Below are 24328 nucleotides of genomic sequence, written 5' to 3' on the forward strand. Positions count from 1 at the left end.
TTATCAAATCAAAATTTGTAATAAAATGAATCCATAAATATACAATCTTATATAAGGAAATAATATGGCAATTGAGAAGACACTTTCGATATTAAAACCTGATGCAGTAAAAAATAATATTACAGGCAATATAAATTCCTACATCGAACAATCTGGGCTGAAAATCACAGCACAAAAAATGATGTTACTAACAAAAAAACAAGCAGAGCTGTTTTATGAAATTCATAAAGATAGGCCTTTTTTTGGGGAATTAGTAGAGTTTATGACCTCTGGTTCTGTGGTAGTTCAAGTTTTAGTTGGTGAAAATGCAGTAAGTAAATACAGACAAATCATGGGAGCTACCGATCCAAAGCAGGCAGATAAAGGCACAATCAGGGGTGATTTTGCTGATGATATTAGTGAAAATAGAGTTCACGGCTCAGATAGTCTAGAAAATGCTCGTAAGGAGATAGCTTTCTTTTTTGCTGAATGTGAGTTGGTGTAGTCAACTCAGATTGGCGTCATCCAAGTAGCTGACAACATAGAAACGAAAAAACTTCCTTGACAAACCTCGCCAGCCCCCTTATCATGAAACTGAAGCTATTTATTTATCTTCGCAATCTCTGCAGTGGATTAATGACAAAAAACTTAATGTATTTGGCGTAAATCATGCTTAATTTTTTGCACTATGTGCACCTCATGTCTTTATAAAACTTTTAGGTTTCTACCTATACAAGCCGAAACGCGCTTATAAAGCGTTTAAGACAGTAAAAGACGTCAAATAGACAAGGGAAAACTTGAATACTAGCTACCCTAGGGTTTCTTTGCCTTTTTTTCCGCTCAGTAAATTTCTTAATATTTATAGCTAAAGTAATTTAAAAATCCGTGAAGGGTGTCATGCCAGTGCTTGACACTGGCATCCAGTTTTCCATATAATCTCATCAAAAATGTTTATTTTCTAGCTACTTTTATACTTATCAACCCAGTATGCTTACTTACAATTAAAATTTCTCGATCCCGGTGTCTGGGCACTGGGATGACAGCTAGCCTGACAACCGTCATCCCGCTACTTGTTAGCGGCCGAGATACCGCGAATGAATCGCGGTATGACGGTTCGTGGTGGTATGACGGTTAAGTAATTCGTCATCCCGCTACTTGTTAGCGGGATCTAGAGATACCGCGAATGAATCGCGGTATGACGTAGGACTGCTGTCATTCCAGTCTGGAATCTAGTTCTTATTGTACATTTACTTGGTAGAGTTAAATTTCCTGGATCCAAGTAGTCGGCTACTCGGATGACAGGAGAAGGTACTGCCGTCATAAAGGAACCAGTGTCAGCTACTTGGATGATACCTTTTTTCTACTTAGTTTGGGTTATGCAAGAAGTCTATTATAATCAGGCTTTAAGTGTGCGGAAGTAATTTTTTTCGTTAAAGTAAAAAATTTTTTCTATAGCTAATCAAAGTGGATCAAGAGAAACTTACCACTTTCTTTACAAAGGGTTTGATGTTACCATTTGACTGCCTATTCTGAATTTATTGAATGAACGTTAACATAAAGAATCTAGTTCATGCTTTCTCTAAATTGCCAAGTTTAGGGCCATCATCATCACGCAGGTTAGTTATACATTTACTCCAAAACAAAGAAAAAGTTATGCTACCACTTGCATCTTTGATTAAAGAGCTAGCAGATCTTATAATAGAGTGTGAAGTTTGCGGAAATCTAGATACTAAGTCACCTTGTTCTATTTGTACTAACCCAAAACGTGACACTAAGTTACTGTGTGTAGTAGAAGAATTGGGTGATCTATGGGCGTTTGAAAAAGGAAATATATATTCAGGTTTATACCATGTTTTGGGTGGCAGATTGTCTGCGATAAATGGCATAGGTCCAAAAGAACTCAACCTTGATACTATTCTGGAAAGAGTGACAAAATCTAAAGTTGAAGAGATAATTATCGCAATTAATCCGACATTAGAGGGCCAAGTTACTGCACAATATATAATTGAATTGCTAAAAAACTTGAATGTGAAAATATCGCGCCTTGCTTGTGGCATACCAATGGGTGGAGAAATTGACTATCTAGATGAAGGAACACTAAAAGCAGCCCTCACTTCAAGACAAGAATATGAGTTAAATATAAAATAAGGTATGTGCTTAAAAAAACTTGTATCGCTAATAACATTCAAAAAGAAAAAAATAGTGCCACCACTTAAAGTGGTGGCTTGGGAAAATGACCGTCTAAGCTATAAGCAATTTTCAGGTAAATTTAACAATATAATTAAAACAATTGATCAGTCTTTTACAATAATATCTTTGGAAGGATATAATGGATGGGGTAAGACGTTTTTTTTGAAAGAATGGGTAAAAGAGCTAAAGCAACAAAATGAAATTGCAGCTTATTATAGCGCATGGGATATCAATGCATTGGACCAACCACTGCCTTCTTTTTTAAATTTCCTATTTGAAGATTTATTTGTATCGTATAAAGTAAAAAGAAGTGTTATACAACAGTTCAAGAACATAAACCAAGAGCTATTTTCTCTAAACACACTAGGAAAGCTGATCAGTAAATCTCCACTTGCTATGCTTTCAGTATTTCTTGATGCTGCAAAAGAGGCTGATAAAAAAGACATAGGTTTTGTCTTGAGTGAATTAAGTCTTCTCCAAAGAAGAAAAGAGAGTACTAGAGATTTTAAAACACAGTTAGCGGATGTGGTTAATAAAATCAGAAAAGACAAAAACATTTATATAATGGTGGATAATCTTGATGTGTGCCGTCCTAAATTCGTTGTCGATTTTTTGGAATCTATAAAGTATATGCTTGATGTGGAGGGGCTGGTTTTCATTATTCCTGTAAGTAAAGATAAGAGTAATGTACAAAGAGCAATCAGCACAATACTTGGACCAAATTTTGACCTAAAATCTTTTACTGATCTCTCTTTACATTTGCCAAAACAACCGATAGAAAAATTTACAAAAGAACTATTTGAAAATATTAAATTACCGAAAAAATCAAAAAGTTTAATTATAGATAACTTTATATTTTATGCAGAAAGCCTCTCATTGTCATTGAAGGAAATACAATACTGCGTAAAAAAAATAAAACTATGTCTCCTGAATTACACAAAGGAAGAGTTACCTGATACGAATTTGTTTTCATTTTTGGTAATACTACAATCGGTAGATATTGACGCATATGAGGAACTAGATTCCTCATGTCAAAGAGCATTGGAAAAAATTGAAAATGAATATAAATCTTTAATTTTAACCCACATAAATGGCCAAGAGGAATGGGAAAAACTTAAAACCTCTCTAGAAACTGCTTTTGCAGAGAGGGAGTCAAAAATTAACAAAGCTATAAAGGATATACTATTTTGAAAAGATACCCTACCTTCACATATACAAAGATAGGGTAACATTTGATTAACGCCCTTTTACTATGTTATTACCTTGTTCAAACTTTCTGATTAATTCGCTTACATTGACATTAGATAATTTTTTACCTGCAGATTTGTCATTATGTGAAGCATCAGGTTTACGAAGGTCTTCCTTACTGTTACTCCTAGTAATATTACATCTAACAATGTTTGAATTATTAGACTTATCGCTTACATCTGAAATATTGCTTTTTTCACTACATGAAGACGAATTACTCGACATATTGCCTAAGCTAAAGAGCTTTTTACCTTGATAGATTGGATTCCAATCAAGCGGATTATAAGCTTTAGCTTTTTTATCAAGAGTACTGCTACTAACATCACTGATACCACTATCCCCTGAATCACGGCGTTGTTTGTTAGGAGTGCTATGAATGTTGTCTTCCATGAGTTTTTGCATTGTTGAGCCAAATGTTCTTCCAAGATTGCTACTTACTGTTTTATTACTATCATTTGCTTGGGAATGAGATGCATTTCGCTCAAAAATCGCTTTTATTCCAGCAAATTTAGCTTGGGAAGATTTCGGAGGAACAGGTGGGGCAACCATGCCTTTTGAGTTAATCTTTCCTTCATTTTTAGGAAAAATTTTTGAATTATTTTTTTCTACTGTAGTATTCATTTTTTTACCTCTAAGCCTATTAACTAGTAGAATTATAAACTTAGAGGTATTAATTTTGTAATAACGATGCTAATAAGTTACCGCAGTTTCAATAAACATCACCAGAGGATTCTCTATATAATGCTTAAAGGCATTTAAAAATTTTGCTCCTAATGCTCCATCAACTGCTCTATGGTCAACAGAGAGCGTTACTGTCATTATTTCTGCTATTTCTATTTTCTCATTCATAACAATTGGTTGTTTTTTAGATGCACCAACTGCCATAATGCAAGATTGCGGCGGATTGATTATAGCACTGAAGGCTTTTATACCAAACATCCCTAAGTTGGAGATAGTAAACCCTCCTCCTTGAAACTCTTCAGGTTTCAATTTTCCAGATCTTGCTCTGCTTACTAAATCTTTCACTTCTTTTGATATAGATAAAATACCCTTTTTATCAGCATTTTTTACTATAGGAGTAATTAGCCCATCTTCAAGTGCCACAGCGATTGAAATATCTATATTTGAATATCTCAGTATTTTATTATCTATCCACGAAGAATTTATATCAGGAAATTTTTTCATGCTGAAAGCTGCAGCTTTTATGATTAGATCATTAATTGTTACTTTATTGTTTTCATCTGCTGAGTTAATCTCGTTTTTTAACGATATTAACTTATCAACCTGGCAGTCTACAGTTAAATAAAAATGTGGAACATTCTGTTTTGATTCAGTCAGGCGCTGTGCTATCACTTGGCGCATGTTGCTTACTTCAACTATGGTATCTTTCTCAGGACTTTCAGTATGTATACCACTGCCTAAAAACTCCAACACATCAGCCTTAATTATGCGACCATATGGTCCTGTACCTTTTAATTGCTGCACATTAACCCCTTCATTTTGAGCTATTTTCTTAGCTAATGGGCTTATTTTTGTTCTACCTTCTGCATAACCCTCTGTCATCTGAGTAGCTGACACTGGGATCCATTCTTCTTTTCTAGATCCCAGTGTCAAGCACTGGGATGACATTGAGGGGTTGGATTCCAGCGTCACGCGCTGGAATGACACCGAAGAATGACTTATTGGCTTTCCGTTTAAATCTTGGTGTTCTGATTTTTGATTATCAACAGCACTTTTTGTCACTTCCTTTTTAACTGCACTATTGATGAAAGTTGAAGTATAGTTGTTAAGTGCACTTTCATCTTCTCCTTCTTCCAGCATTAAAGCTATTGGTTGATTTACAGGCACGCCACTTGTTCCTTCTGTTACTAAAATTTTTGCTAAAACTCCTTCATCTATAGATTCAAACTCCATTATGGCTTTATCAGTCTCTATCTCAGCAATTACGTCGCCTACTTCAACTTTGTCTTGTTCTTTTTTATGCCACTTTACAATTTTTCCTCCAGTTTTGCTCATTGTCGGTGAAAGAGCAGGCATTAATATTTCTATAGGCATTGATTTTGCATTTAAAGATCTATTCAATTTTTAATTTACTCTTTATCTTATGTCAACCTAATCGTGAATTATGATGAATAAGTCTGTTACACTATCCCTCACGTTATCCCAGTGCGTGACACTGGGATCTTGGTTCAGTACTATTATCCTATTGTTTTTATTATTTAGCCATAGTTTGTTTGCTAACAACTTTGTTTCAACCAAATCAAATAAGATCAACATGAGAACGGGGCCAGGGTTTCACTATCCTGTAAAATGGATATACACTTGCAAAAATCTGCCCCTGAAAGTGATAGAAGAGTTTGAGAGTTGGAAAAAGGTCTGCGATATAGATGAAGACTGCGGATGGATAAAAGGCAATCTTCTTAGTGATAAGCGCTACGCGATTGTAAAAGAAGATACTTATGGATATCAAAAACAGAGTGTAGACAGCAAGATTACTATGAAAATAGACAAATTTGTTGTGATGAAGATAGAAAAATGCAACGAAGAATGGTGCTTTCTTTCCACCCCAAAACGCAAAGCATGGGTACAAAAAAAACATATATATGGGGTTGATTAGGTTGACAAAAGATCTGAATTAACACTAGTTTCTGGGCCTTCTGTAGCATGCTCTTCAGATGAAGCAGAGGATTCTTGAGGCTCTGGAGACTGTACAGGGCTATCACAGAAACTCCTTAACATCTCCTCAGCGGATGAATCTAAAATTTGTACAATAGACTTTTCACTCTGCTCTTTTAGCGATTGATCCATTCTAGAAATGAACTCAGAAAACTCGCTACCTGATTTTTCAGCTTCACTTTTTATTTTACTTTCTATGCTTGCAATATTACCTTGGTCAATTTCTTCTTTTGTTATGTTGAATGACTTTGCAACATCTTGATATCCAATCTTGCAATTTCCACAACCAATTATGCAAAAAGTAATAGAATCAGATATTTCGCTTGCAGCCCAATTATGTATAGTGTAAGCCAAATAATTGTCATGGTATTTAATGCTAAATTGTTGTTCTATTAACTCAGAAATTTTATTCTTTAGAGACATAAAGCACCCTCCTCTTACATTCGTTATACCTTTTTGTTAAGATACAGCAATTACACCATTTACTACATGCTTTACTTTAATTAATTATTAAAACAAGAGCATCATTTCCAGAGCTATATCTTTTTACCTTGATAATTCTTTTTTGACTTCCTCTTTAATTATCCCACTTATATTCACGTTAAGATCCCCTACCCAAAAATCAGTCATAGTTTCAAGATCGTATAGATCCTCTATTACTTTTTTAATAGCAGCATTTATTTCTTCTTCGTCAAATTCCTTTATAATAGGTCTAATCTTCACATACCCTGGAGAGCCTTTACCATAAATTCCTTTGCTTTTATTAATGCAGCCACCTGCAACAGATCTACTGCTTCTCAAACCACTTCCACACTCTACTGTTTCATACTTGATTTCACCATTTTCTATATATGCTATTTGATTGTCTTGTGTAGACTTCAGTTTATCTGCCTTTACAATTTTCTCCTCTAGCTTTAAATCTTGCTTATGAATTACTGTTTCCTCATAACCCTTACCACCGTATGTTCTATACTCACCTCTACCTGCAACAGTAATCAGTTGCTGGCAATGTTGCTTCTGCGAATTGCACATTTCTATGAAAACAGGTCCCCCGTCCTTATCTGAGAGGTTACTTTCCTGGTTACCCCCTCCCTCTGTGACTTGCACCTTAATTATAGGATAATTAGGATCGATTTTCAGTTTAGCTTTAATATAATCTCCTGGCATCCCTACTCTGCTTTCAGTAGAATGGCATTTTTGATTGTCACAGCCACTACCTTGTATATGACCTGCTTCACCACTTCCCCACGCTTCTATTTTAATACGATCAAATTTTATTGATAAGTCATCTGTATAAACATCTTTATTTTTATGATCATAGGATTTTTCATTATTTTTTTCAAGATCTGGTTTCTTATTTTTCAGCTGTTCCTTGATTATCTCTTTTAATTTTTCTTTTAATTTCTTTTTGAGACCTTCTAAATCGAACCTACACAATTTATCAGCGTAAAAGACCTCCGTTCTGTTTGCTTTTATTGGTGCTTCTGGTTGCGTGACAACGCCATTTGTATTTTGTGAAATCTTTGTATAAAAAGGTTGAGTGTTTTCTTTGTCTACATATCGTGTTGAACGGCTGCATGTTCCAGTAAAGCAGATACAACCATCATCACCTTGATTACATTTTTCTCTATGCTCTACATCCGTCAATTTGTATACTACTTTCAGTCCTTTACTAGATTTAAATGTATCGTCTATCTCATCATTTCTTTTTACACAGTAACTGCATTTCCCCTTTTCCTGTTTATTGTTGTCAGGGAAGAAAACATACCCTTGCTTATTAAATATTATTTTATCCAACTGATTTTGAGGTCTTTTCAAAAGGTCACCTATTTCCTTGCTTGGAAGATAATAGAACTGATTTGATTCCTTTGAATAAACAGAATTGTATTCAATATATTTTGTTCCCATTGATTTTAGTGGTACTACCTTACCTTCTCTTTCAAGAACAAACTCCTCTGGTTCTGGCTGCCACCCAGAAAGACAAAGCATTTTACTGTTGGAATTTACTTGATTTTTTACTCCCATATATCCCACTTCTATTTTTGGTTGTCCCATATTATCTAATTCTAAATTAATGGATTCACACTTATTATCTTCCTTAGGACCTGTTAGACTGCAAGAATCACCATTAGGAAGCTCAATCCCAATATTAGGAATGTAATTATACCGTTTTAAAATTTCAAATCGAGAACTCTTGTTAAATATATCTTCTATAATATCGTTAATACTACTTTTATTGTCACTAGTACTAGTTGTTCTTTCAACTATTCTCGGTTTTACTACTTTTAAAGATAGAGGACCAATATTTACAGGATGGTTGGTAACATTAAAAGTACAGGAACCATTACTGTAGGTTCCATGTGCTCTATAAGTACAAGTGCTTTCGCTCATCTTCATTCTTATCTTTAACGTGTCACTCTGCTTTCCAGACGCGTTACTTTGTACTATTTCTACTACTTCAGGCTCTGGAGCAGGTGGTGCCGGGAAGCAGCGGATGAACTGTGGATTTTTTTCATCTATACTTTGAGTTCCAAGGTATTCAGCACAGAGCTTATCTTTTTCTCTATAAGTTTTGAAGTAGTACGTGATGCCATCTTTGTCTAAAATAGAGCGCCACTCAGCTTTATTTTCTCCATACCCTTCAGGGAAATCTAATTCTTTTCCAATCTTTCCGTCTTCTTCTATTAGATCACCAGCTATTACCTTAACTTTAGGGTTGAAGTAATCATTATCTTTATCTGTTATAGGAACAATTCTAACTTGTGGAAGCGACATTGCAAGTTGCTCGCAAAATGGAGGGGGGCTAGGTGCAAGTGGCACGGGAGCACATTTTACTGCCGTTTGGTAGCAGGTATCACAGACTTTTTCCATCTCCCCAGGACGAAAAATATTCTCACCCGAAAATACTCTAGAACCCCATGAAGAAATTCCTGACATACAAGCCCCTTTTTGACTGCAAGCACATATTTTAGGAGAGTTAGCGAATCTTCTTTTTTCCTCATCAGTAACACCGTCTGCCCATTCCCATTTAAGACCCCGAGCAATTTCTCCTTCAGCTTTTGTTTTATCTCCTTCCCAGTCGATAAAAGCTGCAGCAGAAACTCCAGCTCCTGTACCTTGCGTTCCATATATCTGGCGGCAGGATTCCCCACTTTGTAAGTCATAACAATAACTTTGTCCATCATAAGCACATACTCTAATTTTGGGATTAAAGTAACCATCAACTCCTTGATTTTTTATTGCTTGCACCTTAATTTCCTTTACCCAATCTCCACCAACTATTGCTTCCCACCAAGTATTACTTTCTACAAATGTTGGACAATCAGCATATCCTTGATACGAAAGACCAAGTATCAAAAAAAATATCAATAAGAAATTAAGCTTTACACTTCTCATAAAATACCGGTAACCACTCATTAACTTCTTCTCCTTTTTCTTTTATTGCCTCATACATATACTTTATAGTCTCTTTGTTAGCTGAAAGTACATGTATTTCTTGCATATCCTTCAAATCCAGATTTAAGGTTACTAATCCTTTGTACTGTTTTATCAAAAATAAACCTTCCTGTGTTGGCGTCTGCAGAATTATATTCAGCTCCTCTTTCGATAAAGAAAATGCCTTCATGTATAATCTATTTGCATTGACGTTCGGCATCAAGATTCTTGTATCAACATGTTTATCTAAATATTGAGTAAATTTGCTAGCAAATGCGAGATTTAAATTTTCAGTACTTAGGATTACTACAACATTTAGTTCCGTCATTCTTTGCATCCAGTTATCAAACTCTTTCTCTGTAGGAAAAATATTACTTATCTCCCATGCTTCATCCAAAACAAGTATTGCAGGCGAGCCATCACATTTTGCCTCAAAAGAATATAAAAAATAGTAAAGTATCACGGACATACATTCCTTTTTTTTTGTAAGGTTTGCGGTGTTGAGAGATATAATTTTTGTTTCCCAGTCAATATCTGATTCATCACCATCTTGAAATAAGTAAGCAAAGTCACCATCGTCACACCATCTACTTATCTTACCCCCAAGGAGCAAGAGCACCTCAGAAATTTGTGAAATAGAACGTGATTCCTTGGGTATAGCAAATATAGAATCCACAATTTTTCTTATCTTTTCTTCTACGTCCACCAAGCTCGTATCGGCTACCATTCTTCTGATCAGTTCAACCAACATATTGCGATTGGAAGCACTATCTTCAATGTTTAGTGGATTAAATTTTAGGCTTTTGTCCTTATATTTTGGATCGATTATGTAATATTTACCACTCACTGCTTTAGTAAAAATTATTGATTTTCCAGTGTTATCCAATATGACAATTCTTGGGTTAAACTTTCTTGATTCTGATAATAGAAAATTAATGAGTGAAGTTCTGCCTGAATTTGGAGCTCCGAGTATCGTAGTATGGCCATTATTTCTTTTTCCATGAAAATTAAAGAAGTAAGGATTTCCTTTTTTTGAGAAAAAAATCATTACCGCTTCTTTCCACCTTCTTCCTTTTAATGTACCTGACGTAAAATCGTGCAGCATAGCAAAGCTGCAAGCGTATTTTGTTAAGATATTTTTCGGTTGCGTAATAAAAGCAAAATTGCCTGGAAGTTGTGCCCAAAAATGACTTTCCATATGTAAATCAGTTCTAAACATCATGAAGCCAACTAATGACATTATAGAAGATAAATCACTAATACTTTCAGCTAACTTATTCCTATCATCTGCAAATATTGTAAAAATAATTTTCTGTTGGCAGAAGTCTATACTAGAGGTCTTTTCAAGCTCTATTATTTCTTCAATTCCTGAGCTTTTAAGTAAGGTATTATCCTCACTAATTTGCAGCATGTTGATTTGTTTTTTAAATTCTTTTATTGCTTTATTATTACTAGTAAATATCATTATTTCTGTAATGATAAATTCAGATTCAAGCTGCAAGCATCTATCTATATTACCTAAAGAGATTTCCCGGTATTCTTTTATGCTGAAAATAGAGCCAAATTTCTGTTGATTTTCAAATATTGTTTGAAACGTATTGAAACCAAAAGCTATTTTAAAATTTCTAATATATTGCGACAGGTCCCTTTCATGTATTGGATAATCTTTGTGCGTTAATGTAACAATATAGTGGAGAAATTCTATCATTTCAGAATATATTTTACCTTCACTAAACCTTAGACCCAGTTTTTTAGCTCCAAAAGGTTCTAAATCATTTTGAATTAAGTCAGTTATCTTTTGCAACTCCTGATGGCTTTCTTGTAAAGACAACTTATGCTTATTCTTTATTCTATTGAAAAAAAACGAATTATTAGTATGCTTGCCAAAATCGCTAAACAATATTACAATGTATAGTTCATTTATATACTGTAATTTACTATCAGTTAGTTTATTAAACCACGTTGAATGTAGGTTGTCAGAGAAGTCTTCAGTTTTATTCCATTTCAAGCTCAGTTTATTGCGCTTTCTAACGGTATGAATCCAAACGGTAAAATACAGGCTATTAATATTTTTTGATATGCTTTTTCTAATTTCAGTTCTGAGGTCGCTGTAGTTATCAACAGAAGAATAATCTTCTAACTTGATTATTTTTAACAATTCTCCCTGTTTTGTTAGTATGGTTTCTTCATCGTAATGACAAGCATAAGGAACAAAATCTAAATCAATGCTTTCTAGTAATGCTAAGTTGTTCTTTTTTTTAAGCTTAGAGTTAACTGTTGGTACTTTTAACTGCATATGCGTATTCAATAAAGATAATTAAAAAAGATAAAAATACTATCTTAATTTTTATCTTTTTTTTCGCTATCGGATTGTAATTTTATATCTTTTGCAAAGTTAAATTTTTCTTTTAAGTAGTCTGTTGCCTTTTCTGTACTACCGAACATCAGGACCAGTACACCAAACATTATCATAAAAAAGATTAGACCTCTGAACACTACTGCAAGTATCACCGCAGCTATACACAACCCTATGATTGTTGAAGGACTCATATTTTCTACAGTATCTTTAATTGAAAATGAAGAAATAAAATTTTTTACCGTTTCTTGTACATCGTTTAACTCATCACTCACCGAACTTGCTTCGCTAGAATATGATGCAAAAATGAAACTTAATAAGGCTATAAAAACCAAAACTTTATTCAATTGAATGCGCATCAACTAAACACCTTTTAAACATTCCTTAAATATAACAATTTTTATATCAATAGGCAAGAACTGAATTCACTTATCCACTACAAGTAACACATATTTAATTTTTACCGCTGTGAACATGCTGTAAGCTCTTTATCATCAACAAGAGGACTCACATTAATGGATGTTAATTTACTTGATAGGAAGTTTGAATGCAATTCAGCTACTGCTGCTATAGCAAACACTGCAGCCATAGCAAGTAGTCCTGCTCCTATCAATCCTGATGTCATTGCTCCTGCAACAATGCACCCTATTGTGGAGAGAGCACAACCTGCTACAAGTGCAACGTGAAGATTTCTGTTATTGGGTTGTTTTTCAAGTGGAGTATCTTCACCCTTTTTCTTATTCAAAGGAAATTTCTGCACGATTGTAATGGCGTTTTTTCTGTCCCTTTTTTCTTCGGGTTGCATTGAATCTTTTGCCTGGCTGCCTGTCATCTGAGTAGTTTGACTATTTGGATCCATACTTTCTTTTTCTCTGGATCCCAGTGTCACGCACTGGGATGACACCTGTGGCTCTTCTTCTGCAGTCTGCTCTGGTTGCATTTGATTCCCAGTATCTTCTTTTTGTGGATCGTTATTTTCTCCAGCAGAGCTTAATATTGAGCTCATACTGCTCCTTTTACTACTTATTGGTGATTCTAAACTTTCTTCACTCGGTTTGCGTGAACTTACTCCACTATCTGAGCTACTAGCACATACTTCTTCTTTAGTTGGACTTTCTACATTATTTTCTGTCATCCCAGTGCTTGACACTGGGATCTCTTTTTTTATGGAATTAATAGGTTGTTCTTCTATTTTTGAATCTTTATTGCTGCTCCTTTTAATAATCCCTGAAATTATTTCTAATATTTTCCCTCTTCTTGTTGGTGATCTTTGTAATTGTTCTCTTTCATTGTTAGATACTGAAAGCTCGACCTCTAATTTCATTACTTCTGTTTCCAACACTGGAAGAAATTTTTTGGTGTAATAATTATAAGATTCTTCTTGCTTTTTCAGTGATTTTTCTAATTCAATTAATACATTAGGATCAGCTTCTTTCTTGAAAAACTCTATGCATTTTTTGATAGTTCCATCTCCCTTTTGTGGGCTTCCGTGTTTATGATTTTCTTTTGTTACCTTTTTGTATATAGTGTTGTGCAATTGTTGGTTAATATCTTCTTTATCCTTCTGAGATTTTTTTAAAGGACTTAGCATAGACTCCTCCATACAAATAAAATGTATAGATACCTCTTTAGCGTTAATTTTACATTAAAACTGGATAATTATGGCAACTTGCTTATTGGAAGGTCACTTAACCATTTGCTTTTTAATTACTGGGTTTTCTACTTCTACAGATTTGCGTTCAATATGATTGTTTGCTTGTTGAATTAATATATCTATCACTTCTTTTACAGGCTTTTCTTTATCAACCATGCCAACACTTTGACCGGCCATTAAAGATCCTGTTTCAACATCTCCTTCAATCACTGCCCTTCTTAAAGCTCCAGCCCAGAACTTTTCTATTTCAAGCTGCCCATCTTCTTTTGAGATCTGTCCCTTTTGGTATTCATCAATAACTTCTTTTTGACGCTTCATGAAGTCATCGCTTGCTTTGTTGGCTATAGCTCTTACAGGAATTACAGGAAAATCAGCACTTATCTGTACAGAAGGTATTGCATTACGTGCGGCCGATTTAATAAACACTTCCTTAAAATTTTTGTGGGCAATTGACTCATTAGTGCAGACAAATAATGTACCTATTTGACAGCCACTTGCTCCCATTTCCAGGTAATTAACTATCATTTCACCTCTTCCTATTCCACCTGCAACAAACACTGGTATTTGTTCATTTTTAAAATGAGGCAATATCTCTTGTGCAAGAACAGAAGTGCTAACTGGACCTATATGCCCACCTGCTTCCATTCCTTCTATTATTAATGCATCTACTCCCATTTTTACTAACCTTTTCGCAAGGCTTAATGCTGGTGCAAAGCACATAACTTTAATGCCTGCACCCTTGATTTTTTCTATATTAGGCTTTGTTGGCAGTCCACCGGCAAGCACTATATGGCTCACTTTCGTTTCAATACACACATCTATCAACTCACTCAACTTTGGGTGCATAGTAATTAGGTTTACACCAAATGGCTTGTTAGTTAATTTTTGTGTCTCTATGATTTCTTTTTCCAGTAAGTCTGGGAACATTGCACCACATGCAATCACACCAAAACCACCAGCGTTTGAGATTGCTGAGACCAAGTTTCTCTCTGAAACCCAGCTCATAGCACCACCCATTATAGCAAACTCACTGCCAAGAAAATCTGTTCCTTTTTTCCAGAGGCTACTTAACATATAACCTATATCATACGTTTAAAAATGTTTTGTTTATCTATAAATGTGTGTTTTAAGGCGCCAAGTATATGTAAGATTATAAAGAGTACCATAAAACATGCAAGCATCGAATGTAGCTGATTAGCCGTGTTAGCTAGGTCTTTGTTTTGATTAATCAACAAAGGGATATGAAAAAAATATTTGATCTTTTTGCCAGAAGCAGAAGACATAACATAGCCAGATAGTGGCATTAGCACCATTAAAGAATATAAACCAAAGTGTACTGTTTTACTTGCATTGATTACAAACCGAGAAAAATTTGCTGGAAGTGGTGGAACATAAGTAAAGACGCGAAAAAATATGCGTACTATGATTAATCCAAGAATAGTGATACCGCAAGCCTTATGAATAGCGTATATGTTGAACTTAATTTCATTGCTAAGTGGTAAGCTTTTCATATAAAGTCCAGAACAAAGCATACCGATAATAAAAACAGCCATCAACCAATGGATAACTCTTAAACCTAGGCTATATTTATCGTCTTCCATTTTGATTACCCTAAAGTAGCATTTATATAATAGAAAAACTATTTTTCAATCAAAATTATTAAAGCAATTTAGATTTACTGACAATGTAGCTATACAAATTCGACCCAGCCGGAAGTCAAGGCCACCTAAGCCATAGAAACGGATTAAACGAAAAACTTACTTGACAAACTCCGCCAGCCTCCTTATCATAGTACTGAAGGTATTCAGTTATCTTCATCTGTGCAGATTAAACAGCAAGAAAACAACGTAGTTGGCGTCTTATTTTTAATTTTTTGCACTATGTGCACCTTATGTCTTCACAACATTTCTGGGTTTTTACCTATATAAGCTGAAACGCGCTTATAAAGCGTTCAAGACATCACCCAACGTCAAATTTTAAAATAGAGAGTGAATAACTAGCTACTGCGGGTTTTCTATGCCTTTTTTTCTGCCTGGTAAATTTCTTAAATATTAAAGCTAAGGTTAGTTGCATTTAAAAGCAGCTAAATTGCAGTGTTTAAGACTTAAAAACGCCAATACTGAAAATAGACAATGACTAGGGCTTCTTTTGCCTTTTTTTTATTTGGTAAATTTCTTAATGTTTATAGCTAAAAGAGCCCAAGAGAGGTGTCATTCCAGTGCCCCTGTGATGTCATTCCAGTGCTTGGCACTGGAATCCAGGAATTTTATTAAGTTGGTGAGCATAAAAATAGCTGTTTTACGTTAAAATACAATGTTTTGATGATTATGGAAAGGCTGGATTCCAGTGTCAAGCACTGGAATGACACCATAGAGGCACTGCCATCATAAAGGAACCAGTGTCAGCTACTTGAATGACATCATAGGGGCGCTGGGATGACACCCTGACAATCGTCATCCCACTGCTTATTAGCGGGATCTAGAGATACCGCGAATGAATCGTGGTATGACGGTTCGTGGTGGCATGACGATAAGGTTCCAGTGTCAAGTGTTTGGCACGCAAATTTCCTTAAACGTTCGTAAGCTTAAAACTTTACTTTAGATCAAACTGCTGTATAGTGACTTTATAGCTTCAATTTTGTAATGAACATACCTAGTATAGAAAATTGTGATCTTCACAATAAAACCGTCTTACTCAGAGTTGACTTCAATGTTCCTATAAAAGATGGAGAAATTCGTGATGTCACTCGTATTTTGAGAGCATTGCCTACTATTCAGTATTTAGTGAATGCGAGTGCAAAGATTATTATTATATCGCATTTCGGACGCCCAAAGGCCAGAGACAATAATCTGTCGCTAAAAAATGTAATTGACACTTTATCGCAGTTACTAAATAAAAAAGTGAAATTCATTGATGATTGCGTTGGTGAAAAAGTGCAAAAAGCAGTGAGTGCTATGGATGCAAGAGATATAATATTACTAGAGAATCTAAGATTTTATGAAGGTGAAAAGGAGAATGATGCAAACTTTGCCAGACAATTAGCATCTCTGGCGGATATATATGTCAATGATGCATTTTCTTGCTCTCACAGAGCTCACGCTTCTATTTCACGCATTACAGAATTTTTACCCTCCTATGCAGGATTTTGCTTGCAAGATGAGCTAAAGTATCTTGAAAAAGCTGTATCGTTTAAAGCTAAACCTATTACTGCGATAGTTGGGGGAGCTAAAATATCAACTAAGATAAAAATGCTTATAAAGCTAACAGAAAAGGTTGATTACCTAGTTCTAGGTGGTGCAATAGCCAATAATTTTTTGTCATTTAGCAAAGTAAATATAGGGAAATCTTTCTTTCAAAATGGTGTTGACGACCTTCTACATAATATTGTTGAAACAGCAAATAAAAACAATTGCAAAATAGTTGTGCCAGAAGACGTTCTGGTTGCAGTAAACTCTGATTACAGTACTAGTATTTCAAGAAAAACTGAGTCCATTTTGGACGGTGATATAATTTTGGATATCGGACCACAAACTTTGAGTGCAATAAGCAGTATAATAGCAAGCAGTAAGACTCTGCTGTGGAATGGACCTATTGGTGTTTTTGAACATTCAGCTTTTGCAAGTGGTACAATAGGGGTAATGAAAGTCGTAAGTGACTTAACGCACAAAGGAAAGTTAACCAGCATAATAGGGGGAGGCGATAGTCTATCTGCAATAAGCGCTGCAGGCTTTACCGATAAGGATTTTACATATGCTTCCACTGGTGGAGGAGCATTTTTAGATTGGTTAAGCGGCGATGAAATGCCGGGAGTTGCTGCTCTGCAAAAATGATTAGATTAAAACTTTTTTAAATTGTTTCTTATAGGCTAGCTTTTTTGTGAACGTGATTATGTCGAAGACAGTTAAACTAATTTTGTGTTTAATAATACCAATAATAGGATTTATTTTTTATATTAAGGATCATTATTTTCACACCGGCTATGTAGAAGAAAATGTTGAGGTCAATTTTGAACCATTTTTCAGTTCACAACCAGCCACCGTTTCCAGAATTAACTGACTTTGATAGAGGAGTGTTGAAAGTTTGTGGAGATTGGGGAGCACATCCAGATAAAGAAGATTTCAAAATTTTACTTAGTTGTCCGCAGCATCAAGAAGTAGTGAAAGGAATATATGATGAGCTTGATCATCAAATTGTCACACCAGATGAGGATTTGGAGTTATTTAAAGATGAGCTGGCTAACATTTGGTTTACAAATAGTGGAAGTGAAAAAGAAACTATAGGGTTTGGACATATTTTTTGTGGTGAGCCAAATGATAAATTAGGTGGTATGCATTTTGTAGGTAGATATGTTGAAGCTCAAGAAGATAAATGGGCAGGTGCGATTTGGAATGATGAATCCCTGTGCAATAAATCAGATATTAAGCCGCCAGTTTATACATTTGGAATGAAATATTTAGGTAAGGATGGAGAAGTGAAAGTTAAATGCCCAAATGGATATGCATATAACCTTCATGCTGATGATATTTTAATTTCTGCAACTAAGGCGTTTAAGGAATTAGGAAAGGATGGAATGTGCCTGTATAAAATGGAAGATGACAATTATCAATCAGTATTTGTAAGAAAGAATGATGCTATACTCATGTTCTATCCCGACTTAACACCAAAATGTGATGATAAGAGTACTTATTGTAGTTGCAGTAAATCTTAATTTCAAAACCAATAGGGTGAACAAATGATAAAAATGTTATAGGGTGTAGCAAATCCAAATGAGTTAAAATTTTGATTAAAGGGTTTTGTGAATAATAATGAAGAAGGGCATTATTCGTCTAATAAAAGCAATTCAATACTCTTGTGAAGGAATAAAATCAGCTTTTATATCAGAAATTGCGTTCAGACAGGAGTTACTGCTTTTTATAGTATGTGTCTCAATTTTGTTTGTTTTGGATGTAAGTAATCTAGAACGTGCAGTAATGATAAGCAGCCTATTCCTGGTGTTAATTGTGGAAATTGTTAACACTGCTTTTGAAACGACAATTGAGCGTATTTCTAGTGAACAACACATACTTTCAAAAAAGGTGAAAGATCTAGGTAGTGCAGCAGTTTTTCTTTCATTAATTAACTTCCTGATAACATGGATGATAATATTGACAGGTTAATACGAATGTTATTAAGATATGTTGTCAAACTCACCAATTAAAGTTTTTATATCTTGCGGTAAATCAGAGACAAATTCCATGTATCCCTTACTTTTGGGGTGATATAAGCCCAGTGTATAAGCATGTAGTGCTTGTCTATTGAAATTACGAATAAAACTAGAGTTTTTAGCATATTTTGTGCTTTTACTACTATTTTTCCCATAAACTTGATCACCAACTATAGAATGTCCTATGTGGCTCATGTGGACTCGAATTTGGTGCGTTCTACCTGTTTCTAAAGTGCATTTAACGAGGCTTGCTTGTCCTATAACTTTCTCTACTGAGTAATGAGTGATTGCTAATTTGCCCGTTGTTTTTGTAACACACATCATTTCTTTATTACCACGCTTTGGAGCAATGTTAGTTTCTATAGTTCCCTGCTGGGAAGATAATGTTCCCCAAACTACTGCTAAGTATTCCCGCTTTATTTTGCGATTCGATAACAATTCAGACAAAAAACTATGGGCTGCTTCATTTTTTGCAATTACCATTAGCCCACTAGTATCTTTATCGAGTCTATGAACAATTCCTGGTCTTACATCAAGGTGAGCGATAACTGCATTCAAAAGCGTATCATTGTTTGTCCCAGCACCTGGGTGCACTGTTAATCCACTCTGTTTACTCAGAACTATAATGTCCTCATCTTCATAGACGATATCAAGTTTTATGTCATAATTAGGCTCAATTGATGTGGATATGTCAGGTTGAACGAGATGCACCATATACTCTTCACCTGGTTTTACTACGTGGTTATTATTAATTATCGGTATGCCAAGTAATTTCACCTGCTCATTTTGTATCAATCTTTGCGCTTTGCTGCGTGATATGTTGCATTTTTCAGCTACGTAGATATCTAGCCTTAATTTCTCTTTATGATCATTAATATTTAAGATTATTGAGTGGTCTATCCTGCACACGCTACTTTAAATGCTACTTGAATATTTTGATCTACGAAATCAACTTTTGTACTAGGAAGATCACCTTGTTTTTTAATATGGCAAGTTGTTTGAGAGCCATCTTTCCAGTGAATTATTATCTTGTTATCAAAATTCCGTAATGTTGCTTCACAAATCTTTTCTCCTTTATCACCTTTTTCTTCTAGCTTAATAGATTCTAATAAATAATATAGAAAGTCACTTGCTTTGCCGTTGATTTTTTCTTTCCATTCATCTGTTTTTTCTTGTTCAGGTTTTCTTTGTGTTAACTTCTGCTCTTTTTTTATCAGCCTATTGTTTTCTTCTTCTAGTTCCAAATTTCTTACTGTTTTACGTCGTGCTTTTACTGTATCTTCTAATGTTAATGGAAATTGGTCAATATTATCTACATCTTCAGATCCTAAAGCGCTATCAGGACTGCCGTTTGCTTGCAACGTTGCAAGCTGTTCTTGTATCGGCTCAAGCTTATTCTGTACCACGTCATTTATTATTTTACGTACTTCTTGAATTATTTCTTTTTTATTTTCCTCAGTAAGCGCAAAACAATCAAAGAACTCCTCCTCATCACTTTCCAAAGAGTGATTTTGATCATGAGAATCTCCAGTATTACCAGCTTGTCTGTTGCTTGTAGTTGGCACAAATTTAACAAGATAATTTCCTATTCCTGAAGGCTGAAGTTGGTTAAGTTTTTCTTTCAATTCAGTACGTATATCTTTCAATGACTCACCTATACTTTTACTAATACCTTTCAAGCACGTAGTTATCTCTGTATTAGCGTTCTTTTTCACTTTATCTACATCTTGCTCTATAATCTCTTCTAAATTATTGAGTAAAACTTTTAAATCACCTCTTATATCATTAAGCGTTTCTTTAATGTCAATATTTGCAGGCTTTAAAAGACTATTATCAAGTAAATCGCAAGCTTTTTTAAGGTTACTACCAAATGAGTCGCAAAACGGACTAAGCAGTTCTTTCATTAGAGATATTAGTTCATTTTCCTTTTTACCAAGCTTATTTTCTATTACTGATACAACCATGCCCTTTCCAGACCAGTATGGAAGTAGAAGACCTAAAGTACTGTGGTTTCTAATAGTATGATTTTCATGATCTACACTATTACTTATTAGATTGCTAAGTGTTGATATGATGCATACAAGAACAAGGACTAATAAAGATATTAATGTTATTGGAGCATTAATGGATTGTGATATTGCTGAAACTACTATAATAGCACCAAATACATATGATCCAGTAAACAAGAAAATCCTATTTCTATTTTCTGCTTCTATATCTTCTAGTATTTTTCTCTGCGTCTTAGAAATTGGTAAAACTATTGAAATCTTTTTCCCCTTTTTATCTAAATTTGTTACAATTTCAATTTTTTTAGCTTCTTGAGCAATCTGGCTGTACTGTTCATCAACTTGATAGTTTCCTATTTTTTTATCTATCTCATTCTCTTTTATTTTTTGTGTATTTATAAAGTTTATAACAGCAGTAAATAAGAGAACTGTAAGAGGAATAAAGGCAAGAGGTGCTGGCGTGAACGCAAACCCAGCAATACTTACTGTAACAGGCTGAATAGAAAAGGCAGTAAATGCTATAAGAGTAGCAATGGTACTTGCTATCGATATAGTACCAGAATACTTTCTTATAGAGCTCAAAATTCTACTGGGCTGGTCAGAAAGTTTTCTAAATCCTAAAAAATCAAAATAGTCTTTGAAAGGATCTTTAGTGTCTGTAACCATAACATTTTTCTAGTTTAAACTTATTTAGGTATACATTAACCAAACCTTAAAATCAAGTTTCTTAATTTTTCAACATGTGCCAAGGCCTATTAGAGCGCACTTTATTAATCTTTATGTAACGATTTGTTAACCAAATTGAATGTGTGCCATATGTTTTTAGATTGGCATATTTGATAGTTTTAGTATTACAAACTGAATAGTCGAATTCACTTAATTGAATTATTAAATCAACTTTATCACAATTTTCTAGAATATCTTCTTCCTTATAAGCTAGCAACACTGATTTATTATTTCCTTTATTATATATGCAGCCATAATCGTTACACTTTAGCCTTTTATCTGAGTTATTGTATTTTTTATGATTCAAAATTTGGTTCTGCTCATTTTGCTTCGCCCATGTTTTGACAACAAAGTTCCTATTTTTTCTGGTGAGAGAATATAGTAAGTTATCACTCTCCTTTGCAGCAACATTATCAGCATTTATTAGGATGTCGGGGGTTTTATATGTGGCACTAAAACAAATACCCAGCACAATAAAGAAAATTCCGAAGAAACGCCAATTTCTTTCCCACAAGCACAGCCACAATAAACCAAGTGTTATTATAATAATTGATGATGCAGGAAAAGTACGAATGGAAATAACCAAATACTGAAGACTAGCGATAGCGTTTGTTATATACAAAATGCTGTCAATTGGGCGTTCTACAAGTGGCGCTATAATCCATTCAATACCGAAAGGAATCAACAAAACATAGATTATTCCAAGTGGAATAATAATTAATGTAACTATTGGTATAGCAACTAAATTTGTGATAATGCCACTAATTGAAAAATAATTAAAATTATATATCGTATACGGAACAGTTGCTAAACTTGCTATTACTGAGCTGATCATTATCGACACAAAATATTTCATTATTTTTATTTTGAACAATTTATTAGCATTAATTTGATAACTGGCAACCAGTGCCAAAACAGCAGAAAATGACATCTGAAAGCCAGGCTTTAAAATTGCTTCAGGTTCTATGATAAGTATCACTGCAGCAGCAAACGCAATTGCTATTAACCCTCGATATTTTCTCTCTATCATTATTGCAACGAGTACTAAAATCACCATGATGTAGGCACGCTGAGCAGAAATTTGCATACCGGTAATCAACAAATAAAACGTGGTTGGCAAGATGGTAAGGAATGCAGATATTTTCTTGGTGTTATACTTAAGAGTCAAAGTTTCAGATATTGCGAATAAATTACGAAATACTACAAAAAACAGACCAGCAACGAATGATAAATGCAAACCAGATATGGCAAACAAATGTGCTATACCTGAATCTCGTATCGCGTCCATAGTTTTTTGATCTATGCCATCTTTTTTACCGATCAGTAATGCAGAGATTATATCCGCATGTGGTTTTTTGATATTTTGCTGCAGGTTTTCATAAATGTATTGACGGAAAGATTCTATATATTCTTGAAATTTCCTTGCTTCAGCCTTTTTGTGCAGGGCTATTTTGCTTGTTGCAAAACCTGTAGCGCTTATTTCCTGGTAATATGCTATTCTTGCAAAATCGTATGCATACTCCGAGGGCGCAATCTTTAGAGGGAAGAGTTTTGCTGATAATTTTACTTGATCGCCTATTTTAATGCCTTTTTCCACTTTGGTTCTAACTGATATTCTGATGTTATCTAGAGCTCTATCCGGTGTCATTCCAGCGCGTGACGCTGGAATCCATATCTTTTTTTTCTGGATCCCAGTATCAAGCACTGGGATGACAAAAGGGGGCACTGGGATGACAGAAGAGGGTGCTGGGATGACAGGAGAGGATTTTGAGATAGTAGGGGATTTTTCAACAGAAAGCAGAAATTGTTTATATGAGCCCCTGTCGTTAATATCCTTCACTGTGGCAACGATATCTTTTACATATCTCTCTTTATCAAGAATTTGAGTATCAACTAAAGCTGTTCTTAATTTACTAGCTGTAAATCCTATGAGCACTGCAATTAAAGCGATACACAATATCGCGTACCTTTTATACAATATTGCAATCAAAATTAGTGTGGGTAAAAGCAAAAGAAAAATAGATATGCAGCTTGGTTCAAAACTTAGGGAAAAATAGGTTAAAATTCCTGCACACTGAAAAACAGGAAGCCACAGTATCAAGTTATATTTTTCATTATGACGTATATAACTAACTATTATGTCGAGAAAAGTTACAACCATGGGGTGATTTTGTTCTTTTATTTTCTATTATTGTATATATAATAACTAAATAAACAACGACGCGGGATGGAGCAGCTCGGTAGCTCGTCAGGCTCATAACCTGAAGGCCGTAGGTTCAAATCCTACTCCCGCAACCATTTTCCAACTGTGCGAATATTGTGGTTTCGGGTAGAAACTACTTGACACCCTTCGCCAGCCCCCTTATCATGAAACTGAAGCTATATTATTTAACTTCCCAATCTGTGCAGGTTAAAACGACAAGAAGACTTGTATTTGGCGTACTATTGTTTAATTTTTGCACTATGTGCATACTATGTCTTTATAAAAATTTTGGGTTTTTACCCACGTAAGCTGAAAAGCGCTTATAAAGCGTTTAAGACATCACCCAACGTCAAATTTTAAAATAAAGAGTGGAATAACTAGCTACTCCGGGGATTCTTTGTCTTTTTTTCTGCTTAGTAAATTTTTTAAACATTTAAACTAAGGTGAGTTGCATTTAAAAGCAGCTAAATTGCAGCGTTTAAGACTTAAAAAACGCCAATACTGAAAATAGATAGTAACCGGGGCTTCTTTTGCCTTTTTTTTATTTGGTAAATTTCTTAACGTTTGTAGCTAACATGAACAAACATTTAAGAGTAACTTCTGCTAGTAACGCTAATGTGGAAAGTGTTGAGGATAGGCAACAAAAATGCTT

Annotated in this window: 21 protein-coding genes and 1 tRNA gene; 9 read left to right on the top strand and 13 right to left on the bottom strand. The window is 34.6% G+C overall.

Annotated elements, in window-relative coordinates; all coding sequences use genetic code 11:
- Window positions 1–64: 64 nt before the first annotated feature.
- On the top strand, window positions 65–484 hold the full coding sequence (gene ndk / locus AAGD93_RS06470) for a nucleoside-diphosphate kinase (RefSeq protein WP_015589428.1): 420 nt from the start codon (window positions 65–67) through the stop codon (window positions 482–484).
- 663 nt (window positions 485–1147) lie between these two features.
- On the opposite strand, the gene AAGD93_RS06475 is transcribed toward ndk, so the two are convergent.
- Window positions 1148–1300 carry a hypothetical protein gene (locus tag AAGD93_RS06475; protein WP_156517965.1) on the bottom strand — a complete coding sequence of 51 codons (153 nt, stop codon included), beginning with the start codon at window positions 1298–1300 and terminating at the stop codon, window positions 1148–1150.
- A gap of 221 nt (window positions 1301–1521) precedes the next feature.
- Between AAGD93_RS06475 and recR the strand changes: the two genes are divergently transcribed.
- Together recR and AAGD93_RS06485 are read left to right on the top strand one after the other, a co-directional pair.
- Window positions 1522–2127: a recombination mediator RecR gene (recR, locus tag AAGD93_RS06480; RefSeq protein WP_341819367.1), complete on the top strand. Its 606-nt coding sequence runs from the start codon at window positions 1522–1524 to the stop codon at window positions 2125–2127.
- Between the two features lie 3 nt (window positions 2128–2130).
- On the top strand, window positions 2131–3360 hold the full coding sequence (locus tag AAGD93_RS06485; RefSeq protein WP_341819368.1) for a P-loop NTPase fold protein: 1230 nt from the start codon (window positions 2131–2133) through the stop codon (window positions 3358–3360).
- A gap of 45 nt (window positions 3361–3405) precedes the next feature.
- On the opposite strand, the gene AAGD93_RS06490 is transcribed toward AAGD93_RS06485, so the two are convergent.
- Both AAGD93_RS06490 and AAGD93_RS06495 read right to left on the bottom strand, forming a co-directional pair.
- Window positions 3406–4038, bottom strand: a complete 633-nt coding sequence (locus tag AAGD93_RS06490; RefSeq protein WP_341819369.1) for a hypothetical protein — start codon at window positions 4036–4038, stop codon at window positions 3406–3408.
- Window positions 4039–4107: 69 nt separating this feature from the next.
- Window positions 4108–5472: a pyruvate dehydrogenase complex dihydrolipoamide acetyltransferase gene (locus AAGD93_RS06495; RefSeq protein ID WP_341819921.1), complete on the bottom strand. Its 1365-nt coding sequence runs from the start codon at window positions 5470–5472 to the stop codon at window positions 4108–4110.
- 70 nt (window positions 5473–5542) lie between these two features.
- Between AAGD93_RS06495 and AAGD93_RS06500 the strand changes: the two genes are divergently transcribed.
- On the top strand, window positions 5543–6034 hold the full coding sequence (locus tag AAGD93_RS06500; protein WP_007551030.1) for an SH3 domain-containing protein: 492 nt from the start codon (window positions 5543–5545) through the stop codon (window positions 6032–6034).
- On the opposite strand, the gene AAGD93_RS06505 is transcribed toward AAGD93_RS06500, so the two are convergent.
- From AAGD93_RS06505 to AAGD93_RS06535, 7 genes are all read right to left on the bottom strand, one after another.
- The gene (locus tag AAGD93_RS06505; protein ID WP_341819370.1) at window positions 6031–6516 is read right to left on the bottom strand and encodes a hypothetical protein; all 486 of its coding nucleotides are present in this window, start codon (window positions 6514–6516) and stop codon (window positions 6031–6033) included. The two genes, AAGD93_RS06500 and AAGD93_RS06505, sit on opposite strands and share 4 nt — an antisense overlap.
- Window positions 6517–6639: 123 nt before the next feature.
- Window positions 6640–9489: a hypothetical protein gene (locus AAGD93_RS06510; RefSeq protein WP_341819371.1), complete on the bottom strand. Its 2850-nt coding sequence runs from the start codon at window positions 9487–9489 to the stop codon at window positions 6640–6642.
- Window positions 9470–11824: a type VI secretion protein gene (locus AAGD93_RS06515; RefSeq protein WP_341819372.1), complete on the bottom strand. Its 2355-nt coding sequence runs from the start codon at window positions 11822–11824 to the stop codon at window positions 9470–9472. The genes AAGD93_RS06510 and AAGD93_RS06515 overlap by 20 nt, the downstream gene beginning before the upstream one ends.
- A 44-nt stretch (window positions 11825–11868) precedes the next feature.
- Window positions 11869–12243 carry a hypothetical protein gene (locus tag AAGD93_RS06520; protein ID WP_341819922.1) on the bottom strand — a complete coding sequence of 125 codons (375 nt, stop codon included), beginning with the start codon at window positions 12241–12243 and terminating at the stop codon, window positions 11869–11871.
- 101 nt (window positions 12244–12344) lie between these two features.
- Window positions 12345–13475 (bottom strand): hypothetical protein, encoded by a 1131-nt coding sequence (locus AAGD93_RS06525; protein ID WP_341819373.1) that lies wholly within the window; start codon window positions 13473–13475, stop codon window positions 12345–12347.
- A 93-nt stretch (window positions 13476–13568) separates the two neighbouring features.
- A complete protein-coding gene (locus tag AAGD93_RS06530) occupies window positions 13569–14612 on the bottom strand; it encodes a nitronate monooxygenase (protein WP_341819374.1) in 1044 nt (347 codons plus the stop codon).
- A 5-nt stretch (window positions 14613–14617) separates the two neighbouring features.
- Window positions 14618–15139 carry a cytochrome b gene (locus tag AAGD93_RS06535; RefSeq protein ID WP_264338886.1) on the bottom strand — a complete coding sequence of 174 codons (522 nt, stop codon included), beginning with the start codon at window positions 15137–15139 and terminating at the stop codon, window positions 14618–14620.
- 577 nt (window positions 15140–15716) lie between these two features.
- On the opposite strand from AAGD93_RS06535, the gene AAGD93_RS06540 reads away from it, so the two are divergent.
- The 4 genes from AAGD93_RS06540 to AAGD93_RS06555 all read left to right on the top strand — a co-directional run bounded on the left by AAGD93_RS06540 (window position 15717) and on the right by AAGD93_RS06555 (window position 18694).
- Complete coding sequence (locus AAGD93_RS06540; RefSeq protein WP_259348820.1) at window positions 15717–15845, top strand: hypothetical protein; 129 nt, start codon at window positions 15717–15719, stop codon at window positions 15843–15845.
- A gap of 335 nt (window positions 15846–16180) precedes the next feature.
- On the top strand, window positions 16181–17368 hold the full coding sequence (locus AAGD93_RS06545; protein WP_341819375.1) for a phosphoglycerate kinase: 1188 nt from the start codon (window positions 16181–16183) through the stop codon (window positions 17366–17368).
- A 161-nt stretch (window positions 17369–17529) separates the two neighbouring features.
- Window positions 17530–18246 carry an EndoU domain-containing protein gene (locus AAGD93_RS06550; RefSeq protein WP_341819376.1) on the top strand — a complete coding sequence of 239 codons (717 nt, stop codon included), beginning with the start codon at window positions 17530–17532 and terminating at the stop codon, window positions 18244–18246.
- Between the two features lie 97 nt (window positions 18247–18343).
- On the top strand, window positions 18344–18694 hold the full coding sequence (locus AAGD93_RS06555) for a diacylglycerol kinase (protein ID WP_151807638.1): 351 nt from the start codon (window positions 18344–18346) through the stop codon (window positions 18692–18694).
- Window positions 18695–18705: 11 nt separating this feature from the next.
- Here AAGD93_RS06555 and AAGD93_RS06560 read toward each other — a convergent pair whose 3' ends face one another.
- The 3 genes from AAGD93_RS06560 to AAGD93_RS06570 all read right to left on the bottom strand — a co-directional run bounded on the left by AAGD93_RS06560 (window position 18706) and on the right by AAGD93_RS06570 (window position 23634).
- Window positions 18706–19650 carry an RluA family pseudouridine synthase gene (locus tag AAGD93_RS06560; RefSeq protein ID WP_410529887.1) on the bottom strand — a complete coding sequence of 315 codons (945 nt, stop codon included), beginning with the start codon at window positions 19648–19650 and terminating at the stop codon, window positions 18706–18708.
- Window positions 19638–21413 carry a hypothetical protein gene (locus AAGD93_RS06565; protein ID WP_341819377.1) on the bottom strand — a complete coding sequence of 592 codons (1776 nt, stop codon included), beginning with the start codon at window positions 21411–21413 and terminating at the stop codon, window positions 19638–19640. The genes AAGD93_RS06560 and AAGD93_RS06565 overlap by 13 nt, the downstream gene beginning before the upstream one ends.
- Before the next feature lie 61 nt (window positions 21414–21474).
- A complete protein-coding gene (locus tag AAGD93_RS06570) occupies window positions 21475–23634 on the bottom strand; it encodes a ComEC/Rec2 family competence protein (protein ID WP_341819378.1) in 2160 nt (719 codons plus the stop codon).
- A 60-nt stretch (window positions 23635–23694) separates the two neighbouring features.
- Between AAGD93_RS06570 and AAGD93_RS06575 the strand changes: the two genes are divergently transcribed.
- A tRNA-Met gene (locus AAGD93_RS06575) sits at window positions 23695–23771 on the top strand.
- Window positions 23772–24328: the final 557 nt, after the last annotated feature.

Origin of the sequence: Wolbachia endosymbiont (group A) of Brachyopa scutellaris, from assembly GCF_964026995.1 — a bacterium.
Taxonomy (GTDB): Bacteria; Pseudomonadota; Alphaproteobacteria; order Rickettsiales; family Anaplasmataceae; genus Wolbachia; species Wolbachia pipientis.

Bases quoted from the DNA above. Each gene is read 5' to 3' on its own strand.
- AAGD93_RS06570 (WP_341819378.1), bottom strand. From the start codon at position 23,634: ATGGTTGTAACTTTTCTCGACATAATAGTTAGTTATATACGTCATAAT.
- recR (WP_341819367.1), top strand. From the start codon at position 1,522: ATGAACGTTAACATAAAGAATCTAGTTCATGCTTTCTCTAAATTGCCA.
- AAGD93_RS06490 (WP_341819369.1), bottom strand. From the start codon at position 4,038: ATGAATACTACAGTAGAAAAAAATAATTCAAAAATTTTTCCTAAAAAT.
- AAGD93_RS06535 (WP_264338886.1), bottom strand. From the start codon at position 15,139: ATGGAAGACGATAAATATAGCCTAGGTTTAAGAGTTATCCATTGGTTG.
- AAGD93_RS06540 (WP_259348820.1), top strand. From the start codon at position 15,717: ATGTTTATAGCTAAAAGAGCCCAAGAGAGGTGTCATTCCAGTGCCCCT.
- AAGD93_RS06530 (WP_341819374.1), bottom strand. From the start codon at position 14,612: ATGTTAAGTAGCCTCTGGAAAAAAGGAACAGATTTTCTTGGCAGTGAG.
- AAGD93_RS06475 (WP_156517965.1), bottom strand. From the start codon at position 1,300: ATGACGGCAGTACCTTCTCCTGTCATCCGAGTAGCCGACTACTTGGAT.
- AAGD93_RS06525 (WP_341819373.1), bottom strand. From the start codon at position 13,475: ATGCTAAGTCCTTTAAAAAAATCTCAGAAGGATAAAGAAGATATTAAC.
- AAGD93_RS06500 (WP_007551030.1), top strand. From the start codon at position 5,543: ATGATGAATAAGTCTGTTACACTATCCCTCACGTTATCCCAGTGCGTG.
- AAGD93_RS06545 (WP_341819375.1), top strand. From the start codon at position 16,181: ATGAACATACCTAGTATAGAAAATTGTGATCTTCACAATAAAACCGTC.
- AAGD93_RS06565 (WP_341819377.1), bottom strand. From the start codon at position 21,413: ATGGTTACAGACACTAAAGATCCTTTCAAAGACTATTTTGATTTTTTA.
- ndk (WP_015589428.1), top strand. From the start codon at position 65: ATGGCAATTGAGAAGACACTTTCGATATTAAAACCTGATGCAGTAAAA.
- AAGD93_RS06505 (WP_341819370.1), bottom strand. From the start codon at position 6,516: ATGTCTCTAAAGAATAAAATTTCTGAGTTAATAGAACAACAATTTAGC.
- AAGD93_RS06520 (WP_341819922.1), bottom strand. From the start codon at position 12,243: ATGCGCATTCAATTGAATAAAGTTTTGGTTTTTATAGCCTTATTAAGT.
- AAGD93_RS06555 (WP_151807638.1), top strand. From the start codon at position 18,344: ATGAAGAAGGGCATTATTCGTCTAATAAAAGCAATTCAATACTCTTGT.
- AAGD93_RS06510 (WP_341819371.1), bottom strand. From the start codon at position 9,489: ATGAGAAGTGTAAAGCTTAATTTCTTATTGATATTTTTTTTGATACTT.
- AAGD93_RS06495 (WP_341819921.1), bottom strand. From the start codon at position 5,472: ATGCCTATAGAAATATTAATGCCTGCTCTTTCACCGACAATGAGCAAA.
- AAGD93_RS06550 (WP_341819376.1), top strand. From the start codon at position 17,530: ATGTTGAGGTCAATTTTGAACCATTTTTCAGTTCACAACCAGCCACCG.
- AAGD93_RS06515 (WP_341819372.1), bottom strand. From the start codon at position 11,824: ATGCAGTTAAAAGTACCAACAGTTAACTCTAAGCTTAAAAAAAAGAAC.
- AAGD93_RS06485 (WP_341819368.1), top strand. From the start codon at position 2,131: ATGTGCTTAAAAAAACTTGTATCGCTAATAACATTCAAAAAGAAAAAA.